We start from the raw sequence: 19,086 nt of genomic DNA, 5'->3' as shown, positions 1-19,086 counted from the left end.
GTTATTCATCAACAATATTGGGAGCCAGCCATTTTTGGGCTTTCTCCAAAGTTATATGTTTTCGTTCGGCAAAATCCTGAACTTGGTCCTGTTTTATTTTTCCCAAACCAAAATACTTGGCCTCGGGATGGGCAAAATAATACCCGCTGACACTAGCAGCGGGCCACATGGCCAGACTATCGGTGAGCTTTACCCCTATTCTTTCCTCAACCTGCATCATTTCCCAAATGGTGAGCTTTTCCAAATGGTCGGGACAGGCAGGATAGCCTGGTGCTGGTCGGATGCCACGGTACTTTTCCTTGATTAATTCATCGTTGTCCAAATTCTCGTCAACGGCATAGCCCCAGTGTTTGGTACGTACCTCTTTATGCAGATATTCGGCAAACGCCTCGGCAAACCTATCCGCCAAGGCTTTGATCATAATCGAGTTGTAATCATCATGGTTCTTTTCGAACTCCGCAGCCAATTCCTGTGTTCCAAATCCTGTGCTTACACAAAAGCAACCGATATAATCCTGAATTCCCGATGCTTTGGGCGCTATAAAATCCGCCAGGGCGATATTGGGCACCCCAGCCCGTTTTTTGGTTTGCTGGCGAAGGGTCCTAAACAGGAAGGTTGAATCTTTTGTCGTTTCTAGCGCATCCGATTCATCCCCTCTCGATTGCGCTCGAGGTGACAAGTGCACTTCAATATCATCTTCGTTGACTTGGTTGGCCGGAAACAATCCAAAAATAGCCTTGGCCTTCAACAACTTCTCGTCCAAGATTCGCTGTAGAAGTACCTTCGCATCTTCAAACAGCTCTTTGGCCTGCTCGCCTACGACTTCGTCGGTCAAAATATCGGGATATTTTCCATGTAAGTCCCAACTTCTAAAAAATGGGGACCAATCGATAAAATCTACCAATTGTTTTAAGTCAAAATCGTCCCAAACCTCAATACCCAATTGGTTTGGCTTTTTGATGTCCGATGGCTTCCAATCGATTTGAAGCTTGTTTTTCCTAGCCTGATCCAAGGTTAAATATTCCTTTTGCTTGCCACGTTTTAGAAACTTTTCCCTAAAACTTTCGTAATCCAGTTTGATGGATTTTTTATAGTTGGCCGAGGTTTCTTCCTGAAGCAAATCCCCCACCACGGTAACGGCCCTTGAGGCATCGTTGACATGCACCACGGACTGACTGTATTGTGGGTCGATTTTTACCGCCGTGTGTGCCTTACTTGTTGTGGCGCCACCTATCAAAAGGGGAACATCAAAGTTTTGGCGTTCCATCTCCTTGGCCAAGAACACCATTTCGTCCAATGAAGGCGTAATGAGTCCGCTCAACCCAATAACATCTACTTGCTCTTCCCTGGCCTTGTTGATGATTTTCTCTGGAGGAACCATCACGCCCAAATCCACAATTTCATAATTGTTGCAAGCCAGGACCACGCTTACGATATTCTTTCCGATGTCATGAACATCACCTTTAACGGTGGCCATCAATATTTTTCCGGCTGCCTTGGCATTCTTGTCTTTGGAAGCCTCAATATAGGGTGTCAAATAAGCTACGGCCTTTTTCATCACACGGGCGGATTTGACCACTTGGGGCAAAAACATTTTTCCGCTGCCGAACAGATCACCTACTACATTCATTCCCGTCATCAAGTTGCCCTCGATGACTTCCAAAGGTTTGGCTGCCTGTTGGCGGGCCTCCTCCACATCTTCGATGATATATTGGTCAATGCCCTTCACCAAGGCCCGGGTAATCCGATCCTGGAGCGGGTCTTGCCGCCAAGACAAATCGACCTTGCTTTCCTTGGCTGTTCCCACAACGGTCTCTGCAAATTCGAGCAATCGTTCGGTAGCATCGTCGCGCCTGTTGAGCAGTACATCCTCCACGTGCTCCAATAAATCCTTTGGGATATCATCGTACACCTCCAACATGGTCGGGTTTACGATACCCATGTTCATTCCAGCTTTGATGGCATGGAACAAAAAGGCGGAGTGCATGGCCTCACGAACGGGGTTGTTCCCCCTAAAGGAGAAGGATACGTTACTCACACCACCACTAACGCTGCAATAGGGCAGGTTTTCCCGCACCCAGCGTGTGGCCTCGATAAAGTCGATGGCGTTATTCTTATGCTCATCCATACCCGTGGCCACGGGAAAAATGTTCAGGTCAAAGATGATATCCTCGGGAGGAAAATTCACCTCGTTGACCAAAATATCGTAGGAACGCTTCGCAATTTCAATACGGCGCTCATAATTATCCGCCTGTCCCACCTCATCAAAAGCCATTACGATCACGGCTGCACCGTATCGCTTGATCAATTTGGCATGATGGATAAACTCTTCCTTGCCCTCTTTCAAGCTGATAGAGTTGACCACACATTTCCCCTGCACTACTTGAAGACCGGCTTCGATAATTTCCCATTTGGAACTATCGATCATGATGGGTACACGGGCAATATCGGGTTCGGAAACGATCAAATTCAAGAACCTGACCATGGCTTCCTTGCCGTCAATAAGGCCATCATCCATATTGATGTCGATGATCTGGGCCCCACCCTCCACTTGTTCGCGGGCGATATCCAAGGCTTCATCGAATTTTTCTTCTTTGATGAGCCTTAAAAAACGTTTGGAACCTGCCACATTGGTACGTTCCCCCACATTGATGAAATTACTTTCCGGGGTGACGACCAAGGGCTCAAGACCCGATAATTTTAGGTATCGTTGTTCTTTATTCGTTGTCATAGGCCTTCGCTATGCGTGCGTCAAAACTTTTCGAGGTTCATAATTCTTTACGACTTCTGCAATGGCTTTGATATGTTCCGGAGTGGTGCCACAGCAACCGCCTACGATGTTCACCAATCCTTTTTCCACGTACTCCTTTATTTGAATTGCCATTTGTTCTGGAGTTTCATCATACTCCCCAAAGGCATTGGGCAATCCTGCATTGGGATGGGCAGATATGGCAAATTCCGATTTTGCCGACACCACCTCCAAATGGGGCACCAACTGTTTGGCTCCCAAAGCGCAATTGAAACCTACGGACAAAATGGGAATGTGCGAAATAGAGATGAGAAATGCTTCGGCAGTCTGACCGGACAATGTTCTGCCTGAAGCATCGGTGATGGTTCCACTGACCATCACTGGCACATTGATGTTTCGTTCTTCCTTCACCTCTTCTATGGCGAAAAGCGCTGCTTTGGCGTTCAGCGTGTCAAAAATAGTCTCCACCAACAAAATATCGGCACCACCATCGAGAAGGGCCTCAATTTGCTGTTTGTATGCTTTACGTAGCTCATCGAAGGAAATAGCGCGGAAACCCGGGTCGTTCACATCGGGCGACATACTGGCCGTTTTGTTGGTAGGCCCAATACTACCCGCCACAAACCTCGGTTTATCGGGATTTTTATCGGTAAACTCTTGCGCCACTTCCTTGGCAAGCTTCGCCGACTCATAGTTCAGTTCGTAGACCAATTCTTCCATGCCATAATCGGCCATGGCTATGGTGGTCCCAGAAAAGGTGTTGGTTTCGATGATGTCCGCCCCTGCTTCCAAAAACTTGCGGTGGACTTCCTTCACCGCATCGGGTTGGGTCAAGGATAACAGGTCGTTGTTGCCCTGCAGATCACTTGGCCAATCCTTAAACCGTTCACCCCTAAAATCGGCTTCCTTGAATTTATAGCGCTGCAACATGGTACCCATGGCTCCATCCAACACTAAAATCCGCTGTTTCAATATGTCTTCAATTTTTCCCATAACATAGTTTTCCTTCAAAAGAAGGATGTGGCGAAATCAAGAAAAGTGTGTGGATACGTTGCGGTATGCGTTTCGTTATCCTTCCCCCTATACCCATGTTAGGTATGAATACGCTCCATGTGGCCCCCAAACAAATTGCGGACCGGGGTAGAATGTAGCACCTTCTCGAAGACGAGGGTTGCTAAGGCTTCAAAGGGTCCAATCCCTCCACCTTTCTTGATAACACTTTCAATTTATACATGAACTGAACTGCAAAGAAACGGTACTCGCCAGTCAAAAACAAAAAAACCTCCCAAAATCGCTTTCGGAAGGCTTTTCGCTTCTAAAAACATCTAATTTTATTAGTTGATGCTCTGCACCACTTCTTTTTTGGCCTCTTTTTTGGAACCATCAAACCCTTGTACGCCCCCAACGGTGGTATACTTCATCACAAATCTTTTATCGGGGTTGATGATTTGATACGCATATTGGCACATCACGGCCGCTTCGTGAAACCCGGACAGAATCAACTTGAGTTTGCCCGGATAGGTATTCACATCTCCAATGGCAAATACCCCTGGGATGTTAGTCTGATAATCCTTGGCATTGTTCACCTTGATGGCATTTTTTTCGATTTCCAACCCCCAGTTGCCCAATGGCCCCAATTTTGGGGAGAGTCCGAACAGCGGGATAAAGTAATCGGTTTCCACATAGGTCGATTCCTTTTCACCATCGTTGTATTCAATAACTACTGCATGCAAATCTTCCTTTCCGTGTACCTCTTTTACTTCCGCCATGGTGTAGAGTTGAATCTTGCCCAGTTTGGCGAGTTCGCGTGCCTTTTCAACCGAATCCAAAGCTCCGCGGAACTCGTTTCTTCGGTGTACCAAAGAAACTTCTGAAGCCACATCGGCCAAGAAAATGGCCCAATCCAAGGCAGAATCGCCACCACCGGATATGACCACTTTTTTGTCCCGGAACTGCTCCGGGTCCTTAATCATATATTCCACCCCTTTGCTTTCAAAAAGTTCAATATTGGGAATAAGGGGCTTTCTGGGTTCAAACGAGCCCAAACCGCCCGCAATAACAACAACCGGGGCATGATGCTGGGTTCCCTTGTTCGTGGTCACGATAAAAGAACCGTCTTCTTGTTTGTCCAAAGTCTCCGCACGCTCGCCCAAGGTGAAACCTGGCTCAAAAGGTTTTATTTGCTCCATGAGCTTATCCACCAAAGTACCCGCCAAAATCTCTGGATAGGCAGGGATATCGTAAATGGGCTTCTTTGGATATATCTCGGAACATTGCCCGCCAGGCTGTGCCAAGGCATCGATTAAATGACATTTCAACTTGAGCAATCCTGCTTCAAAAACGGTAAACAGTCCGGTTGGACCGGCTCCTATGATAATGATATCTGTTTTGATCATAATTCTAATTTTAAATGCTCTCTACTGCATGCCTGCTGCAGCCGGCTTCTCGAGCTTACATTTTGACTAAACTTTTTCGTGCAATTTTATGTCCTGATGTTGATATCTATGTTGGATATCCAATATGTTCTGACGATGGTGGACCACCTCGCCAATAATAATGATGGCTGGGTTGGACAACTGCTGCTCCCTTGCCTTGTTCTCCATGGAAGCAACAGTGCCAATTCCTATTTTTTCGTGTTCCGTGGTTCCGTTTTGAATAATGGCCACTGGGGTATCCTCTTTACCTTCCTTTTTGAAAAGCTGCATGATTTCCCCAAGTTTGGACATTCCCATAAGTATGACCACGGTGGCATTTGATTTGGCTGCCAAAGCCACATCGTTGGACAGTTTATGTTCTTTCGTGGTTCCTGTGATTACCCAAAAACTTTCCGCTGCTCCCCTTTTGGTGACTGGGATGTTTTGTGAAGCGGGTACGGACAATGAAGACGAAATACCTGGAACCACATCCACTTCTACCCCAAAGGCTGCGGCATGCTCCATTTCTTCGGCTCCCCTTCCAAAAACAAAAGGGTCTCCCCCCTTTAATCGGACCACGTGCCATCCTTGCGTTGCGCGTTCCACAATCAAATCATTGATTTGAGCTTGTTGGTACGAGTAACAACCTTTGCGTTTGCCTACAAATATTTTTTCGGCTTTGGGAGCATATTCCAATAGTTCGTTGGACACTAAAGCGTCGTACAACACCACATCGGCATTTTGCAGCGCTTTCACCCCTTTGAGCGTTATCAAATCCACATCTCCTGGACCTGCGCCCACTACGGTCAATTTTCCTCTATGCATGTTCCAACTCCATTTTCCTGAACGCTTCCAATCGTTGCAATACCTCCTTGGCGTCTTGCACATAGGATTTTGCAAAGGCTTCAGACGGTTCGTTCTTGTTCAATTGAAGGGCTATATTGGCAAACCCGCCCTCAAAGGCTATTTTTCCTGATTCCACATACAGTTCATCAAAATCCTTGACGATACTGGCATGGGTATTGGTCTTCACTTTTTCGGCTGTCAATAAAGCCTTGGCAGAATTGACTATGGATTGATAGGAATAGTAGATACTGGCTGCCCATTTACCTTCTTGGATAGCTTCTTCTGCGTTGTCAATTTTCTCTTGACTTTCTAGGAAGAGGGTGGCGACAAGATCTACAATAACCCCAGCGCATTCCCCAATACCTATCTCCTTTTTATATTTTTCTTCGTTCCCCCAATCAATAAAATCATCTTGGGTGAGGTTGTCAACATCGGTCAATGGCTTTAGGAAATCATAGAAATAAAGCTGCCCCTTTTCCTCGTAATAATCGGTGAACGAAGCTCCATTTCCGTTGGCTTCAAAGTCATCCAAAATAAGACGTAGCGCTTGTGGCCCTCTTTTGCTCGGGATTTTGGCTACTTTATCCGCGAATCTGGCCCTACCATCACCAAAATTTCCACCACCCAACAACACTTGAAGCGCAGGTGCAACCAACTTATCCTTGGTACGCACGGACATTCCTTGAAAACCGATATGTGCCATATTGTGCTGTCCGCAAGCATTCATGCACCCGCTGATCTTGATGACAACATCTGGATTTTTAATGTATTGTGGATATTCCGCCTTGATGACCCTTTCGAGTTCGGCTGCGATTCCGGTACTGCTGGCAATGCCCAGATTACAGGTATCGGTGCCAGGACAAGCGGTTATGTCCAATGCTTTATTGTATCCCGCTTCGGCAAAACCAAGTTTTTGAAGTTCCTGATAAAAGAAGGGAACCAATTCCTCCTTCACGTAGGGAATCAATATATTTTGTCTGAGCGACAAACGAATCTCTCCGGCCGCATAGTCTTGAACCAATTGGGCCAGTTCGCGTGCCTTGTCGGTATAGAAATCTCCCAAAAGTACCTTGATTCCGATAGCCACAAAGCCCTCTTGTTTTTGGGGCACCAAATTGGTGGATTTCCAGGCCTCAAAGGCTTGTTTATCCTCAATAACCACTTTTGGCGTTTCTACCTCGGCCACCTTAACTTCAGGATAACTATCGATTTCGATGGGATAGGTATGATGTGGAATCGCCAATTGTTCTTCTTCCAGCAACTTTTTGAAACCATCGAGACCCAAATCCTTCAGCAAGAACTTCATTCGGGCCTTTGCTCTACTTTTTCGTTCCCCGTACCTATCGAACACACGGATGACCCCTTCCATCAACGGGATGATTTTGTCGGTGGGCAAAAAGCTGTACAATTCATCGGCATGCCGCGGCTGTGAACCTAATCCACCTCCGAGCATTACCTTAAAACCTCTTTCACCATCCTTTTCCTTGGCAATAAAGCCTAGGTCGTGCATGTAGGAAAGTCCAGTATCGGCATCGCTTGCGGAGAAGGAGACCTTAAACTTCCTTCCCATTTCCTGTCCTATGGGATTCCTAAGAAAATACTCAAAAACGGCCTGGGCGTAGGGAGAAACATCAAAGGGTTCGTCCACATCGATTCCAGCTGTTTCGCTGGCAGTTACGTTCCTTACCGTGTTTCCACAGGCTTCCCTTAGGGTAACCTTGTCCTTTTCCAACTGGGCCCAAAGTTCTGGAGTGCGTTCCAAATCGACATAATGGATTTGGATATCCTGTCGGGTGGTGATATGCAACCTTCCTCTGGAATACTCATCGGAAACATCGGCAATACGGAGCAATTGGTTGGATGTGACTTTTCCGTAGGGCAACTTGATTCGAATCATCTGAACCCCAGGCTGGCGTTGTCCATAAACCCCACGTGCCAAACGCAGGCTACGGAATTTTTCCTCGTCCATTTCACCACCTTTGAACTGACGAATCTTCTTCTCCAATTCGATGATGTCCTTCTCAACCACCGGGTTTTCTATCTCTGTTCTAAAGCTTTGCATAATCAATTATTTTGCTAGATCATGAAGGAATTCAGATTAAATCAGTACAAAATTCCAAAGCAATCTATCTTATTATTTATTGTAAATGAATACCACACTCCCTGCTCTCCAAAGCTTTGACTGGATCAAAATATGTACTGTTTTTTGGTAGATTATGTTGCTCGAGATAGGCATCCAAGTCTTCATCGGACCAATAGTAAAAGGGACTAATTTTCAGGATGCCCTCTTTGCTATAACTGAGGATATCTTTGGAGCTTCTTAATTCAGTCTGACGTATTCTTATGTTAGAAAACCAAATGTCTGGCTTAAAATCTGCCAGCGCCCTTCTGAAAGGCTCTAGCTTAACAATCTCTGAAAACTCTATATGTTCTGGCTGATCAACAGAGGGAAAACCTAAACGATGCTCCGTGTAAGCCTTTGTTTCCTTTGGAACATAGGTATGAAGATTTAGATTGAGTAATTTTGTCAAATATGAGGCATGTTCATAAGTTTCCGGTAAATTATAACCCGTGTCACACCAAACTACATCAATGTTTGGATCCTCTATACTAAATGTATTCAAAAGTACAGCTGAATATTTTCCAAAACTTGTTGTAACTATTCTTCTCTTTGACAATTGCAAAGCCCAACTGATTATTTCTTCGGGGGGTATTCCTCTAAATTGCTTGTTGTAGTATTCTAAGTCTATATCAAGTGCCATAAAATATTAAGTCTATAGTTTTAATAGGAATTTCAAAAGTAAACTTTATTTTGGGAACGAAAAGCAAATTCTATCTTAAATTTCCGTTTACCCCATAGTTTTAGTAGACTATCCAAAATGAAGATGGGCTTTAGGGATTTCGAATTCAAAAAAATAGATTGATCAGGAACTTATCAGAGTAAATCAGCCAAGGAGTTATTTCGGTAGACATCAAGAGCACTGTCCCGTACCTTGAGCATCAGTTTGTGAACGGAACATTCTTCCTCATCGGGACAATCGTCACATTTTTCGTAGAAATTCAGGCTTACGCAGGGCACCATGGCTATCGGTCCTTCCAAAACCCGCATCACAGTGGTCATTTGGATTTCTTTGGGGTCTTTGATCAAATAATATCCACCACCCTTTCCTTTTTTGGAGCCCAACAGTCCATTGCGTCTCAGGGTAAGCAAAATACTTTCCAAGAATTTTTGGGAAATGTTCTCACACTTGGCGATCTCGGCAATTTGAACAGGTTCCCGTCCCTCGACTCTTGCGAGATAGGTAAGTGCCTTAAGTCCGTATTTTGTCTTCTTGGAGAGCATCTTACGAAGATAGGAAAAATTAACACTGCATGGGCAAAACCCGCCGCCAGAAAGATTAGCCCAATGCTTGGGCGATGTCCGCTATAATGTCGTCAATGTGTTCCAGACCTACCGACACCCGAACCATTCCATCAGAAATACCAACGGCATTGCGCTCTTCGGTAGTCAGTTTACTATGTGTGGTGGATGCAGGGTGCGTAACAATGCTTCGAGCATCGCCCAAGTTGGCGGACAGGGACAACAGTTGTATGCTATCGAAAAAATTCCGACCAGCTTCCAGGCCTCCCTTCACTTCAAAGGCAACTACACAGCCTCCTGCTTTCATCTGCTTTTTGGCTATTTCGTATTTGGGGTGTGACTTCAAAAATGGGTATTTGACCCATTCAATTTTATCATGGCCTTCCAGGTAGGTAGCCAATTTCAGGGCGTTTTCGCAATGCCTATCCACACGAATCGCCAAGGTTTCCAAACTTCTGGATAGCACCCAGGCGTTGAAGGGCGACAATGCAGGACCAGTTATTCGGGAAAAGCGGTATACCTTATCCATCAATGCTCCGCTACCCACGGTGATACCAGCCAAGACCCTTCCTTGACCGTCCATTAGTTTGGTGCCGGAGTGGATGACCAAGTCCGCACCAAATTTTATGGGTTGTTGCAAATAGGGTGTCGCAAAGCAGTTATCAACAATAAAAATGAGCCCGTGTTTCTTGGCTATTCGAGACAGTTCCTCCAAATCCAGGACGTCCACTCCAGGGTTTGTCGGAGTTTCTGCATAAAGAATTTTGGTATTGGGCCGAATCAATCCTTCGATTTCCGAAAGGTCATTGGCATCAAAATAACTGCTTTGGATATTCCATTTCGGAAAAAACTGGGTGAACAGGGTATGGGTAGAGCCAAAAATACTTTTGGACGAAACCACATGATCCCCTGTATCCAACATTGCGGCCAAGGTCGAAAAAACCGCTGCCATACCCGAGGCGTAGGCAAAACCGCTTTCCGCTCCCTCCATTTGGCAAACCCTATCGATCAACTCGGAGGAGTTGGGGTTGGAATATCTGGAGTAAATATTTCGTTCCTTTTCTTCTGCAAAAGACGCACGCATATCTTCGGCATCCTCAAAAACAAAGCTTGAAGTCATGTAAATAGGACTGGAATGCTCCAAATTTTGACTGCGCTCCATTTGTGTGCGTATGGCTTTTGTTTCGAATTTTTTGTCTTTCATTGTCTTTACTTTTTTCGGTGGCTGAGCGTAGTCGAAGCCACTTTATTTTTTCTCCTTATAATATTTAAAATTCGTCTCGTTTTTGCACTCCGACAAATTTGGTAGCGCATCAAAATCTCCAGTTATCAATGCTTCCTTCTTTGCTCTCGACCATCCCTGAATTTGTTTTTCACGTTCAAAAGCCGTTGCAATATTTAAATACTCTTCTACATATACCAACTTAATCGGCAATCTTTTCTTCGTATGATTTGCACCTTGGCCATTATGATGTTCATTTATTCGTTTCTGCAAATCAATAGTGCTGCCGGTGTAGTAACTTCCATCTGAGCACTCCAATATGTAGAGGTATCCTTTCATTTTTCAGTGTGGCTTCGACTACGCTCAGCCACCGTTACGATTTTTTCAACTAGCTATTTCGACTACGCTTATCCACTGCATTCACTAACTCATTTCTTTCCTTTGAAACATGCTCAAGCTACACTTTCTCCGCTATCCGTAAAATATCCCCGAAGACGCCTCTAGCTGTCACCGCTGCGCCGGCGCCAGCGCCTTGAATCACCAGTGGCTGTTCTCCGTAAGATTCTGTATAAATTTCGATAATGGAATCCGAACCTTTTACCTGTCCCAAAGCACTTTCTTTGGGCACGGAAACCAACTTCACTTCTAAAATCCCCTTATCCTGCTGCAAATCGCCATGCAAATCGCCCACATAACGCAACACGTGACCCGATTCTTGGCTATCCTTGATTCCCTTGTAGTTATGGTCCATTTCATCAATGCGCTCCATAAACTGTTCAAACTCCAAGGTCTGAAGTTCTTTGGGAATCAGGTTTTGCACACTGATGTCGGAAAACTCATTTTGAAGATCCAACTCGCGGGCCAAAATCAACAATTTTCGTCCGACATCATTACCTGACAAATCTTCCCTCGGGTCGGGTTCCGTAAAGCCTTTTTGCATCGCTTCCCTAACAATTTCGGAAAATGCCACTTCCTTCCCAGAAAAAGTATTGAAAATGTAGGACAGTGATCCCGAAAATACACCTTTGATTCTTGTAATGTTCTCCCCGGAAAGGTGCAATAGTTTGATGGTATCTATCAAGGGAAGACCTGCTCCCACATTGGTTTCATAGAGGTATTGTTTTTGGTTTTTGTCCAAGCATTTTCGTATGGACCTGTATTTCTCAAAGTTCAGGGTATTCGCTATCTTGTTGGAAGAGACCAAATCAAAACCATGGGCAATCAACGGCTCATATTGCTCCACAAAAGTTTTGCTTGCCGTATTGTCCACGGCGATCAAGTTCTCCAAATGGTACTTTTTGGCAAAGGCCGTAATGTCTTCCAGTTGATAGGGCTGACCTTCCTTTTCCAAACGTTCTTTCCAATCCGATCCCACGCCCGAAGCATCTAGAAGTACCTTTCTGGAATTGGCTACGGCAAACACCTTAAGGTCGATACCCTTTCGCTCCTCAATGTTGTTTTTTGAATCCAATATTTGGCTGATCAACGTACCCCCCACATTACCATGCCCAAAGAGGGCCAGATTGATTTTTTTGGCAATACCGAAAATCTGTCCATGAATGACATTGATGGCTTTGTTCAAATCAGATTTTTTGACCACCATACTCACGTTCTTGCCCGTAACCGTATTGTTGAACAACAACGGAATAATCTGGTTTTTGGCCAAGGCATTAAAGGGTTTGTGGAAGCTGCTCAGGTCCATTCCCACAATGGAAATGACCGAAACATCCTTAACTACGGAGATTTGGTTGATATCCTGGGAGGAATAATCGGTTTCGAACTCTTGGTCAAGCACCTTTTTGGCCTTATCTGCCTTGGAGGCATCGACCACCAAGCCAATCCCCCTTTCAGAGGAACCCTGTGATACAATGCCCACACTGATTCCATTTTGGCCCAAGGCCCTGAAAATTCGCATGTCCACCCCCACTTTACCGAGCAATCCCCTGCCCTCCAAATTGATGAGTGCCATATGGTCCAGTACGGAAAGGGATTTGATTCCGCCGTTTTCGGTCTTTGGGCCGATCAATGTCCCTTGGTTATCATCATTAAAAGTATTGCAAATGCGCAAGGGTATATTTTTTTCAATAAGGGGAATAATGGTCTTCGCATGCAAAATATTTGCCCCAAAGTTGGCCAATTCGTTGGCTTCTCCGTAGGATATCACATCGATCAGGCGGGCATCTTCCACCAAATCCGGATTGGCGGTAAAAATACCGTCCACATGGGTATAATTGATCAACTCGCCCGCATCCAAAAAGTTGGCCAATAGGGCAGCGGAATAATTGCTTCCATTTCTGCCCAAGGTTGTTGTGGAGCCATTCCGGTTGGAACCGATAAACCCAGTAACAATGGGAATGGTATCTTTTTCCAATTCATGGAAATACCGGAGCACATTTTCCTTGGATGTGCCTTGGTCCACCTCTGCATTGCTATAGTTATCGTCCGTAGTGATCAACTTCCTCGAATCAAAAAGCTTTGCCTTTAATCCCCTGACATTGAGCGCGGCGGTTACATATTTGGCGGACAACAATTCGCCAAAAGATAGCACCTCATCCTTGGTCTTTAAACTGTAATCACCCGTTAAGGCGACGCCTCTCAGTATCTTTTCAATCGTAGCCAGTTCTTCTGAAAGGTCTACGCCATCGAAATTGTTCTTTTGATAGTCGACAAACCTTTTAAGGTCTGCATCAAAGTCTGCGCCTTTGGACGCCTTTTCCAACAAGCTCTCCAGCTGGTCCGTAGCTTTTCCACGGGCGGATACCACCACGGCAAAGTGTTCTTTCTCGTCAAATCTTTTATGGATGATGTTCAACACTCGGTCAATTCCCTCCCCGTTGGCCAAGGACTTTCCGCCAAACTTCAAAATTTTGATTCGCTCCGTATTTTGCTGAAAAACGGTCTCCAATAACTTTTCCAGTTGTTCAAACTCCATCAAAAAAGCATCATGTCCATGCACGGATTGTACCTCCCCATAGGTCACATTCGTATTCGCCTGTGCCAATCGCTTAAAGGTTTCCTTGTTCTCCTCGGCAGTAAAGAACAGATCGGAATTGACCCCAATGATATGGATTTTGGTATCGCTCTCCTGCAAAGCCTTAAAGGCTTCTTCACCGTTCCGAGTAATGTCGATTGACTTTAATAGTTGGTTCATCAACTTATAGGCGGACAATTGGAAACGCTCCTGTAATTTTTTACCGTGGTGCATCAACCAGGATTCCACATTGAACACCTTGAGTTCTTCATTGGTGCTTCTCTTAAATCGTTCTTTAAAGGATTCCGGAGTACGGTAACACAACATGGCATGCATGCGCGCATCGTGCACAGGCTGTTTGGAATTGACCAAGAATTGTTCCTGAATCTGACAATTGGCAATGAGCCAGTCCGTGGATTTCCAATCGGATGCCACCGGAATCAAATGTTCCGTAATGTTTGGGTTGAGAGCTGCCATTTCCCAAGCAATTCCACCTCCCAATGAGCCACCTATAATAGCGAACAACTTTGCAATCTCGAGTTCCTTCAATCCCCATAAAAATATCCTTGCTATATCGGCAGCGACAAAATCCTTGTAGTTATCGATCACAAAACCATCGAAACCATTGCCCGGAATGTTAAAGGACAAAATGGTGTATGTGTCCGTATCGATACATTTTCCTTCCCCGATCAAATCGGACCACCATCCATCTTTTCCTGCCACATTGGAATTCCCAGTGAGTGCATGATTAACCAAAACAATCGGTGCAGTGTGCAAGGGCTTCCCAAAGACCTGATATGACAATTCTAGGTCCTGAACAGACCCGGTTGCTGTTTTAAAATCCGATATGGCCAAATGCCTTAAATCCATACAAAAAAGTGATAGGCCCAAGGGCCGATGATTACTAAAAAATAAGGTTATAAGAAAAGATGGCAGAAACTACCCGTGTTGTTATCTATTCCCTGAGGGATAGAATGTAGCACCTTCTCGACAAGCGTCAAGGGTTGCTAAGGCTTCAAAGGGTCTATTCCCTCCACCTTTCTTGATAACTTACAATACATATTTGAACTTCGTGGACAAATATACTGATGGAAAGGTCGATTTTCCTAATCTTTTGGGAAATTTTCAAAAATCGACCTCACCAATAGCTTTTTATTTCAATACCGTAAACTCAATATTGGAATCGGTAAACACGGTATGGGTCTGTGTCTTGAAATCGGATTCGTCCGCCTTAAAGATGTTGTCCACGTAAGTTTGTGGATTCAAATCAATAAGCGGAAACCAGGTGCTCTGTACCTGAATCTGCAATTTGTGCCCCTTTTTAATGGTATGGAACACATCTTGAAGCTTAATGTTCACATCGGTTTTCTCGTTGGGCGTGAAGGGCTCCGGATCGGAAAAGCTATTTCGGAACCTGCCGCGAAGCACCTCGCTCCTCACCATTAAATGGTAATTGCTCAATTTTAGGTGGTCCTGCATTTCCTCATTGGTTTCGGCATCCGGTGGGTGCACATCAATGACCTTTACGATCCAGTCGGCGGCGGTGCCCGTAGTGGCTACCTTCAATTTGGCCATAATATCTCCCGCCAGCGTAAAATCTTCTTCCATGACATCGGTTTCAAAAACCAACACATCGGAACGACGGGCCGCAAAACGCTGATCGTCCGTCATGTATTTACGTGGAGTAAATACCGTTTTTACATCTTCGGAATACGGAACGGGCTTCTTTACGTCGCTGATAAACTGGATTCCCTTGATTTCTTTTTGTTCGGTGGTGAGTTCTTGGTTGTCCGAAAGGTACATGGTCTGTTTGGTGGCATTCTCTGGTGGCCATGTATCATATTTTTTCCATTCCTTCTTTCCTGAATCGAACACATATGCTTCGGGCAGGCCAGAATCCTTGTCTCCCTCCCCTTTCAAAAAGTGATTGAAAAACTTGGTCTCAATTTCCTTTTGATAAAATAATGAAATGGAATCTCCAAAATAATAATTGCCTACGGCATTGCGCACCTTGTCCCTTGCCCAAGCTCCATGGTCCCATGGTCCGAACACCATGGTATTGTAATTGTCCTTGTTGTATTGTTCAATGTTTTTATAGGTTTCCAACGGTCCGTATAGGTCCTCGGCATCAAACCAGCCGCCTACGATCATGGTGGCCACACTACTCTTTACATTCTTTAAATGTTGTATCAGTCCCCTGCTCTGCCACATTTCATCATAATTCGGATGCTCCTTGAGTTCGTTCCAAAAGAAATCATCGGTCACACCTTCTGGTCGCATTGTTGGGGTATCCGCCGTTTCGTATTCAAAAAAGTAATCGAGATTTTTCAAGGGGCCTGCATCCAAAAAGAACTGATATTGGTCCTCCGTGGGCAAGCTGGGCAAGGTATACCATGCCGTATCGATGGGTGCATCCCCATTGGGCCGTGGGGTCCCGAAGAGCGAGGTTGCCCTGAAATAGCTCAACAAATAGGCTCCATTATGGTGGAAATCATCAAAAAAGAAATCACCGATACAGGCTTGGGGGGAGGCGGCCTTTAACGCTGGATGCGCATCCACGGTAGCGTATGTTGCATAATAACCGGGATAAGAAATCCCCCAAACACCCACATTTCCGTTATTGTTCTCTACGTTGTTCACCAACCATTCAATGGTATCGTAGGTATCAGAGCTCTCATCTACCTGATCGTTGGAGGTTTTGTTGGGAATGTAAGCCCTCATGTTCACATAATGGCCTTCGCTCAGCCATCGTCCTCTTACATCTTGGTAAACGATAATATTCCCCTCTTTCATCAAATGCTCATTGGGGCCGATTTTGATCCTAAAGTTTTCTTCACCGTAGGGTCTAGAACTGTACGGCGTGCGCTGCATGATGATAGGATACTTCTTTGAGGTATCCTTAGGGGAATAAATAGTCGTATGAAGTTTAACGCCGTCCCTCATCTCAATGTCAACCTCTTTTTTGGTGTAATTATCGGCTACATAGGTATCTACTGTTTCGATTTGCGTTTTGACGGTCTTTTTACAACCAACCGCGACCAACAACACAAACATTCCAAGGAACAGGACTCTGAACGAACTTCTCATACGTTTAATTTTTTGATAGGCTAAAGCTACTAAAGTTCGGAAGAGTATGCCAATAAAAAAAGGAGCCTGAAAGCTCCCTTTTTGTTTTATTGATGTTGATGGGTTATAAGCCAAAGACTTCCTTTACCTTATCCACCATATCCAATTTTTCCCAAGTGAAGAGTTCCACTTCTTTTTCAATACGCCCATTGTACGGGGATTCAAAAACCTTGTTTACTGTTCTGGGCTCTTTGCCCATGTGTCCGTAAGCCGCTGTTTCCAGATATATGGGATTCCGGAGTTTTAAACGTTTCTCGATGGCAAACGGACGCATATCAAAGAGCTCGGAAGCTTTTTTGGCAATTTCACCATCGCTCATATCCACGTTGGAGGAGTTGTACGTATCCACATAAATGGACGTTGGTTCTACCACCCCGATGGCATAGCTCACCTGTACCAAAATTTCTCCTGCGACCCCTGCGGCCACCAAGTTTTTGGCCATATGGCGTGCAGCATAGGCCGCACTTCTATCCACTTTGCTTGGATCTTTTCCGCTAAAGGCTCCACCCCCATGGGCTCCCTTGCCCCCGTAAGTATCCACAATGATTTTTCTCCCGGTAAGACCGGCATCTCCGTGCGGTCCGCCAATCACAAACTTTCCGGTTGGATTAATGTGGTATTTGATATTGTCGTTGAACAATTTCTGGATGCTTTCCGGCATCAGTTGTTTCACCTCTGGAATCAAGATATTGACGATGTCGCTCTTAATTTTATCCAACATGGCCTCGTCGGTATCAAACTCGTCATGCTGAGTGGAAACCACTATCGTATCGATACGTTGGGGAACATTGTCATCAGAATATTCAATGGTTACCTGGGCCTTGGCATCCGGTCTCAAATATGAAATTCGGGTGCCTTCACGTCTCAAATCGGCCAAAACCTCCAAAATTTTGTGCGAGATATCCAATGCCAAAGGCATATAATTGGACGTTTCAGTGGTAGCGTAGCCGAACATCATCCCTTGGTCACCTGCCCCTTGCTCTTCTTTGCTGCCTCGATCTACGCCTTGGTTAATATCCTGCGATTGTTCGTGAATCAGGGAAATTACACCACAGGAATCCCCACTGAATTTGTATTCACCTTTGGTGTATCCAATTTTGTTGATCACCTCTCTGGCAATGCTCTGCAAATCCACATAGGTATGGCTTTTCACTTCCCCGGCCAAAACAACTTGTCCGGTGGTCACCATGGTTTCGCAGGCCACTTTACTTTCAGGGTCAAAGGCCAAAAAATTATCCAATAAGGCATCACTGATCTGATCTGCAATCTTGTCGGGATGTCCTTCGCTAACGGATTCTGATGTAAATAAATACGCCATTTCTAGATTTTTAAAAATGTGAAGATTTGACCAAAGTGCGAAGAAGTTCTTAACCTTGAAGAAGGGGCGCCAACCGAAGCCAACGCGAACTGCTTTAGCATTTTTACCTACCCTTTAGGGTATTCGAGGTTGCAATCAGTCAAATCTTTCCTCGTTTTGAGGGTCAAAAGTACATATTTGCCGCTTATTTTAAAACTTTGTTGGCACCTAATCCGAGATAGTCCATTTGAACCAGTTTATTTTCGATAAGCGGATTAACTTTGTATATTGCGACGATTAGATTTCCCTGACACCAACAACTAAAAAAACATTCACATCGTATGCATATTGCTGTGGCAGGCAACATTGGGGCCGGAAAAACAACGTTGACCAATTTACTTGCAAAACATTACAAGTGGGAGGCCCATTTTGAGGATGTGGTGGACAACCCTTACCTGGATGACTTTTACACCCAAATGGAGCGCTGGAGCTTTAACCTTCAGATTTACTTTTTGAACAGCAGGTACCGCCAAATCCTAAAGATCAGGGAGAGTGGAAAAAGTGTAATCCAAGACAGGACCATTTACGAGGATGCCCATATTTTTGCTCCCAACCTGCATGCCATGGGGCTCATGACCAACAGGGATTATGAAAATTACAAAGGACTTTTTGAGTTGATGGAAAGTTTGGTCCAGCCGCCCGATCTTTTGATATACCTTCGTAGTACCATTCCCAATTTGGTGAACCAGATTCATAAACGCGGACGTGAGTACGAAAATTCTATTTCCATTGATTACCTCAGTCGATTGAACGAACGTTACGAAGCATGGGTAAACACCTATCAAAAAGGAAAGTTGCTCATTTTTGATGTGGATAACATCAATTTTGTAGATAATCCTGAAGATTTGGGTGAAGTCATCAATCGTATCGATGGAGAAATCCACGGTTTGTTCGAGTAAGCTACCTTAGATACCAGCGTAACACCTTTACAAATGGCAACAACTTTGAGTTTGAGCTCCGTTTTCAGACTGGTGTGCCCTGTTTCCCTCATTCAAATGTACCGTTGACTCATTCCTGATTTACTTCCGTCATTTTTCAAA

The 19,086-nt window shown here is 44.8% G+C and carries 13 protein-coding genes and 2 riboswitches; of the genes, 1 reads left to right on the top strand and 12 read right to left on the bottom strand.

What is annotated here, in order from left to right; translation table 11 throughout:
- Window position 1 precedes the first annotated feature (1 nt).
- The 12 genes from metH to metK all read right to left on the bottom strand — a co-directional run bounded on the left by metH (window position 2) and on the right by metK (window position 18,007).
- Window positions 2-2,731, bottom strand: coding sequence for a methionine synthase (metH, locus tag RBB12_RS09680; RefSeq protein ID WP_306013612.1), 2,730 nt, complete (start codon window positions 2,729-2,731; stop codon window positions 2-4).
- Window positions 2,732-2,740: 9 nt separating this feature from the next.
- Window positions 2,741-3,742, bottom strand: a complete 1,002-nt coding sequence (locus tag RBB12_RS09675) for a homocysteine S-methyltransferase family protein (protein WP_306013613.1) — start codon at window positions 3,740-3,742, stop codon at window positions 2,741-2,743.
- A gap of 112 nt (window positions 3,743-3,854) precedes the next feature.
- Window positions 3,855-3,968, bottom strand: a riboswitch (SAM riboswitch).
- A gap of 115 nt (window positions 3,969-4,083) precedes the next feature.
- A complete protein-coding gene (locus tag RBB12_RS09670; RefSeq protein WP_306013614.1) occupies window positions 4,084-5,145 on the bottom strand; it encodes an NAD(P)/FAD-dependent oxidoreductase in 1,062 nt (353 codons plus the stop codon).
- 66 nt (window positions 5,146-5,211) lie between these two features.
- On the bottom strand, window positions 5,212-5,988 hold the full coding sequence (gene cobA, locus RBB12_RS09665; protein ID WP_306013615.1) for a uroporphyrinogen-III C-methyltransferase: 777 nt from the start codon (window positions 5,986-5,988) through the stop codon (window positions 5,212-5,214).
- Window positions 5,981-8,071, bottom strand: coding sequence for a HEPN domain-containing protein (locus tag RBB12_RS09660; protein ID WP_306013616.1), 2,091 nt, complete (start codon window positions 8,069-8,071; stop codon window positions 5,981-5,983). The genes cobA and RBB12_RS09660 overlap by 8 nt, the downstream gene beginning before the upstream one ends.
- A gap of 76 nt (window positions 8,072-8,147) precedes the next feature.
- Window positions 8,148-8,771 (bottom strand): phosphoadenosine phosphosulfate reductase family protein, encoded by a 624-nt coding sequence (locus RBB12_RS09655; protein WP_306013617.1) that lies wholly within the window; start codon window positions 8,769-8,771, stop codon window positions 8,148-8,150.
- Window positions 8,772-8,944: 173 nt separating this feature from the next.
- Window positions 8,945-9,352, bottom strand: a complete 408-nt coding sequence (locus tag RBB12_RS09650) for an RrF2 family transcriptional regulator (protein WP_306013618.1) — start codon at window positions 9,350-9,352, stop codon at window positions 8,945-8,947.
- Between the two features lie 55 nt (window positions 9,353-9,407).
- On the bottom strand, window positions 9,408-10,574 hold the full coding sequence (locus RBB12_RS09645; protein WP_306013620.1) for a PLP-dependent aspartate aminotransferase family protein: 1,167 nt from the start codon (window positions 10,572-10,574) through the stop codon (window positions 9,408-9,410).
- Window positions 10,575-10,616: 42 nt separating this feature from the next.
- Window positions 10,617-10,931, bottom strand: a complete 315-nt coding sequence (locus RBB12_RS09640; RefSeq protein ID WP_179385262.1) for a GIY-YIG nuclease family protein — start codon at window positions 10,929-10,931, stop codon at window positions 10,617-10,619.
- Between the two features lie 118 nt (window positions 10,932-11,049).
- Entirely contained in the window at window positions 11,050-14,433 is a 3,384-nt protein-coding gene (thrA, locus tag RBB12_RS09635) for a bifunctional aspartate kinase/homoserine dehydrogenase I (protein ID WP_306013621.1), read from the bottom strand.
- Between the two features lie 78 nt (window positions 14,434-14,511).
- Window positions 14,512-14,615, bottom strand: a riboswitch (SAM riboswitch).
- 100 nt (window positions 14,616-14,715) lie between these two features.
- Complete coding sequence (locus RBB12_RS09630; RefSeq protein WP_306013623.1) at window positions 14,716-16,650, bottom strand: CocE/NonD family hydrolase; 1,935 nt, start codon at window positions 16,648-16,650, stop codon at window positions 14,716-14,718.
- A gap of 103 nt (window positions 16,651-16,753) precedes the next feature.
- On the bottom strand, window positions 16,754-18,007 hold the full coding sequence (metK, locus tag RBB12_RS09625; RefSeq protein WP_306013625.1) for a methionine adenosyltransferase: 1,254 nt from the start codon (window positions 18,005-18,007) through the stop codon (window positions 16,754-16,756).
- A 320-nt stretch (window positions 18,008-18,327) separates the two neighbouring features.
- Here metK and RBB12_RS09620 point away from each other — a divergent pair, with 320 nt between their 5' ends.
- Window positions 18,328-18,945, top strand: a complete 618-nt coding sequence (locus RBB12_RS09620; protein ID WP_179385266.1) for a deoxynucleoside kinase — start codon at window positions 18,328-18,330, stop codon at window positions 18,943-18,945.
- Window positions 18,946-19,086: the final 141 nt, after the last annotated feature.

The organism is Allomuricauda sp. MMSF_3307 (genome assembly GCF_030733585.1).
GTDB lineage: Bacteria > Bacteroidota > Bacteroidia > Flavobacteriales > Flavobacteriaceae > Flagellimonas.
The sequence above is the reverse complement of the archived record's forward strand: the minus strand, read 5'-3'. Positions and strand labels throughout refer to the sequence as shown.

What these genes read in the sequence shown, in the direction of transcription:
- metK (WP_306013625.1), bottom strand. Translation starts at nt 18,007, where the DNA reads ATGGCGTATTTATTTACATCAGAATCCGTTAGCGAAGGACATCCCGAC.
- RBB12_RS09650 (WP_306013618.1), bottom strand. Translation starts at nt 9,352, where the DNA reads ATGCTCTCCAAGAAGACAAAATACGGACTTAAGGCACTTACCTATCTC.
- RBB12_RS09675 (WP_306013613.1), bottom strand. Translation starts at nt 3,742, where the DNA reads ATGGGAAAAATTGAAGACATATTGAAACAGCGGATTTTAGTGTTGGAT.
- RBB12_RS09640 (WP_179385262.1), bottom strand. Translation starts at nt 10,931, where the DNA reads ATGAAAGGATACCTCTACATATTGGAGTGCTCAGATGGAAGTTACTAC.
- cobA (WP_306013615.1), bottom strand. Translation starts at nt 5,988, where the DNA reads ATGCATAGAGGAAAATTGACCGTAGTGGGCGCAGGTCCAGGAGATGTG.
- RBB12_RS09655 (WP_306013617.1), bottom strand. Translation starts at nt 8,771, where the DNA reads ATGGCACTTGATATAGACTTAGAATACTACAACAAGCAATTTAGAGGA.
- RBB12_RS09660 (WP_306013616.1), bottom strand. Translation starts at nt 8,071, where the DNA reads ATGCAAAGCTTTAGAACAGAGATAGAAAACCCGGTGGTTGAGAAGGAC.
- RBB12_RS09645 (WP_306013620.1), bottom strand. Translation starts at nt 10,574, where the DNA reads ATGAAAGACAAAAAATTCGAAACAAAAGCCATACGCACACAAATGGAG.
- thrA (WP_306013621.1), bottom strand. Translation starts at nt 14,433, where the DNA reads ATGGATTTAAGGCATTTGGCCATATCGGATTTTAAAACAGCAACCGGG.
- RBB12_RS09670 (WP_306013614.1), bottom strand. Translation starts at nt 5,145, where the DNA reads ATGATCAAAACAGATATCATTATCATAGGAGCCGGTCCAACCGGACTG.
- RBB12_RS09620 (WP_179385266.1), top strand. Translation starts at nt 18,328, where the DNA reads ATGCATATTGCTGTGGCAGGCAACATTGGGGCCGGAAAAACAACGTTG.
- RBB12_RS09630 (WP_306013623.1), bottom strand. Translation starts at nt 16,650, where the DNA reads ATGAGAAGTTCGTTCAGAGTCCTGTTCCTTGGAATGTTTGTGTTGTTG.
- metH (WP_306013612.1), bottom strand. Translation starts at nt 2,731, where the DNA reads ATGACAACGAATAAAGAACAACGATACCTAAAATTATCGGGTCTTGAG.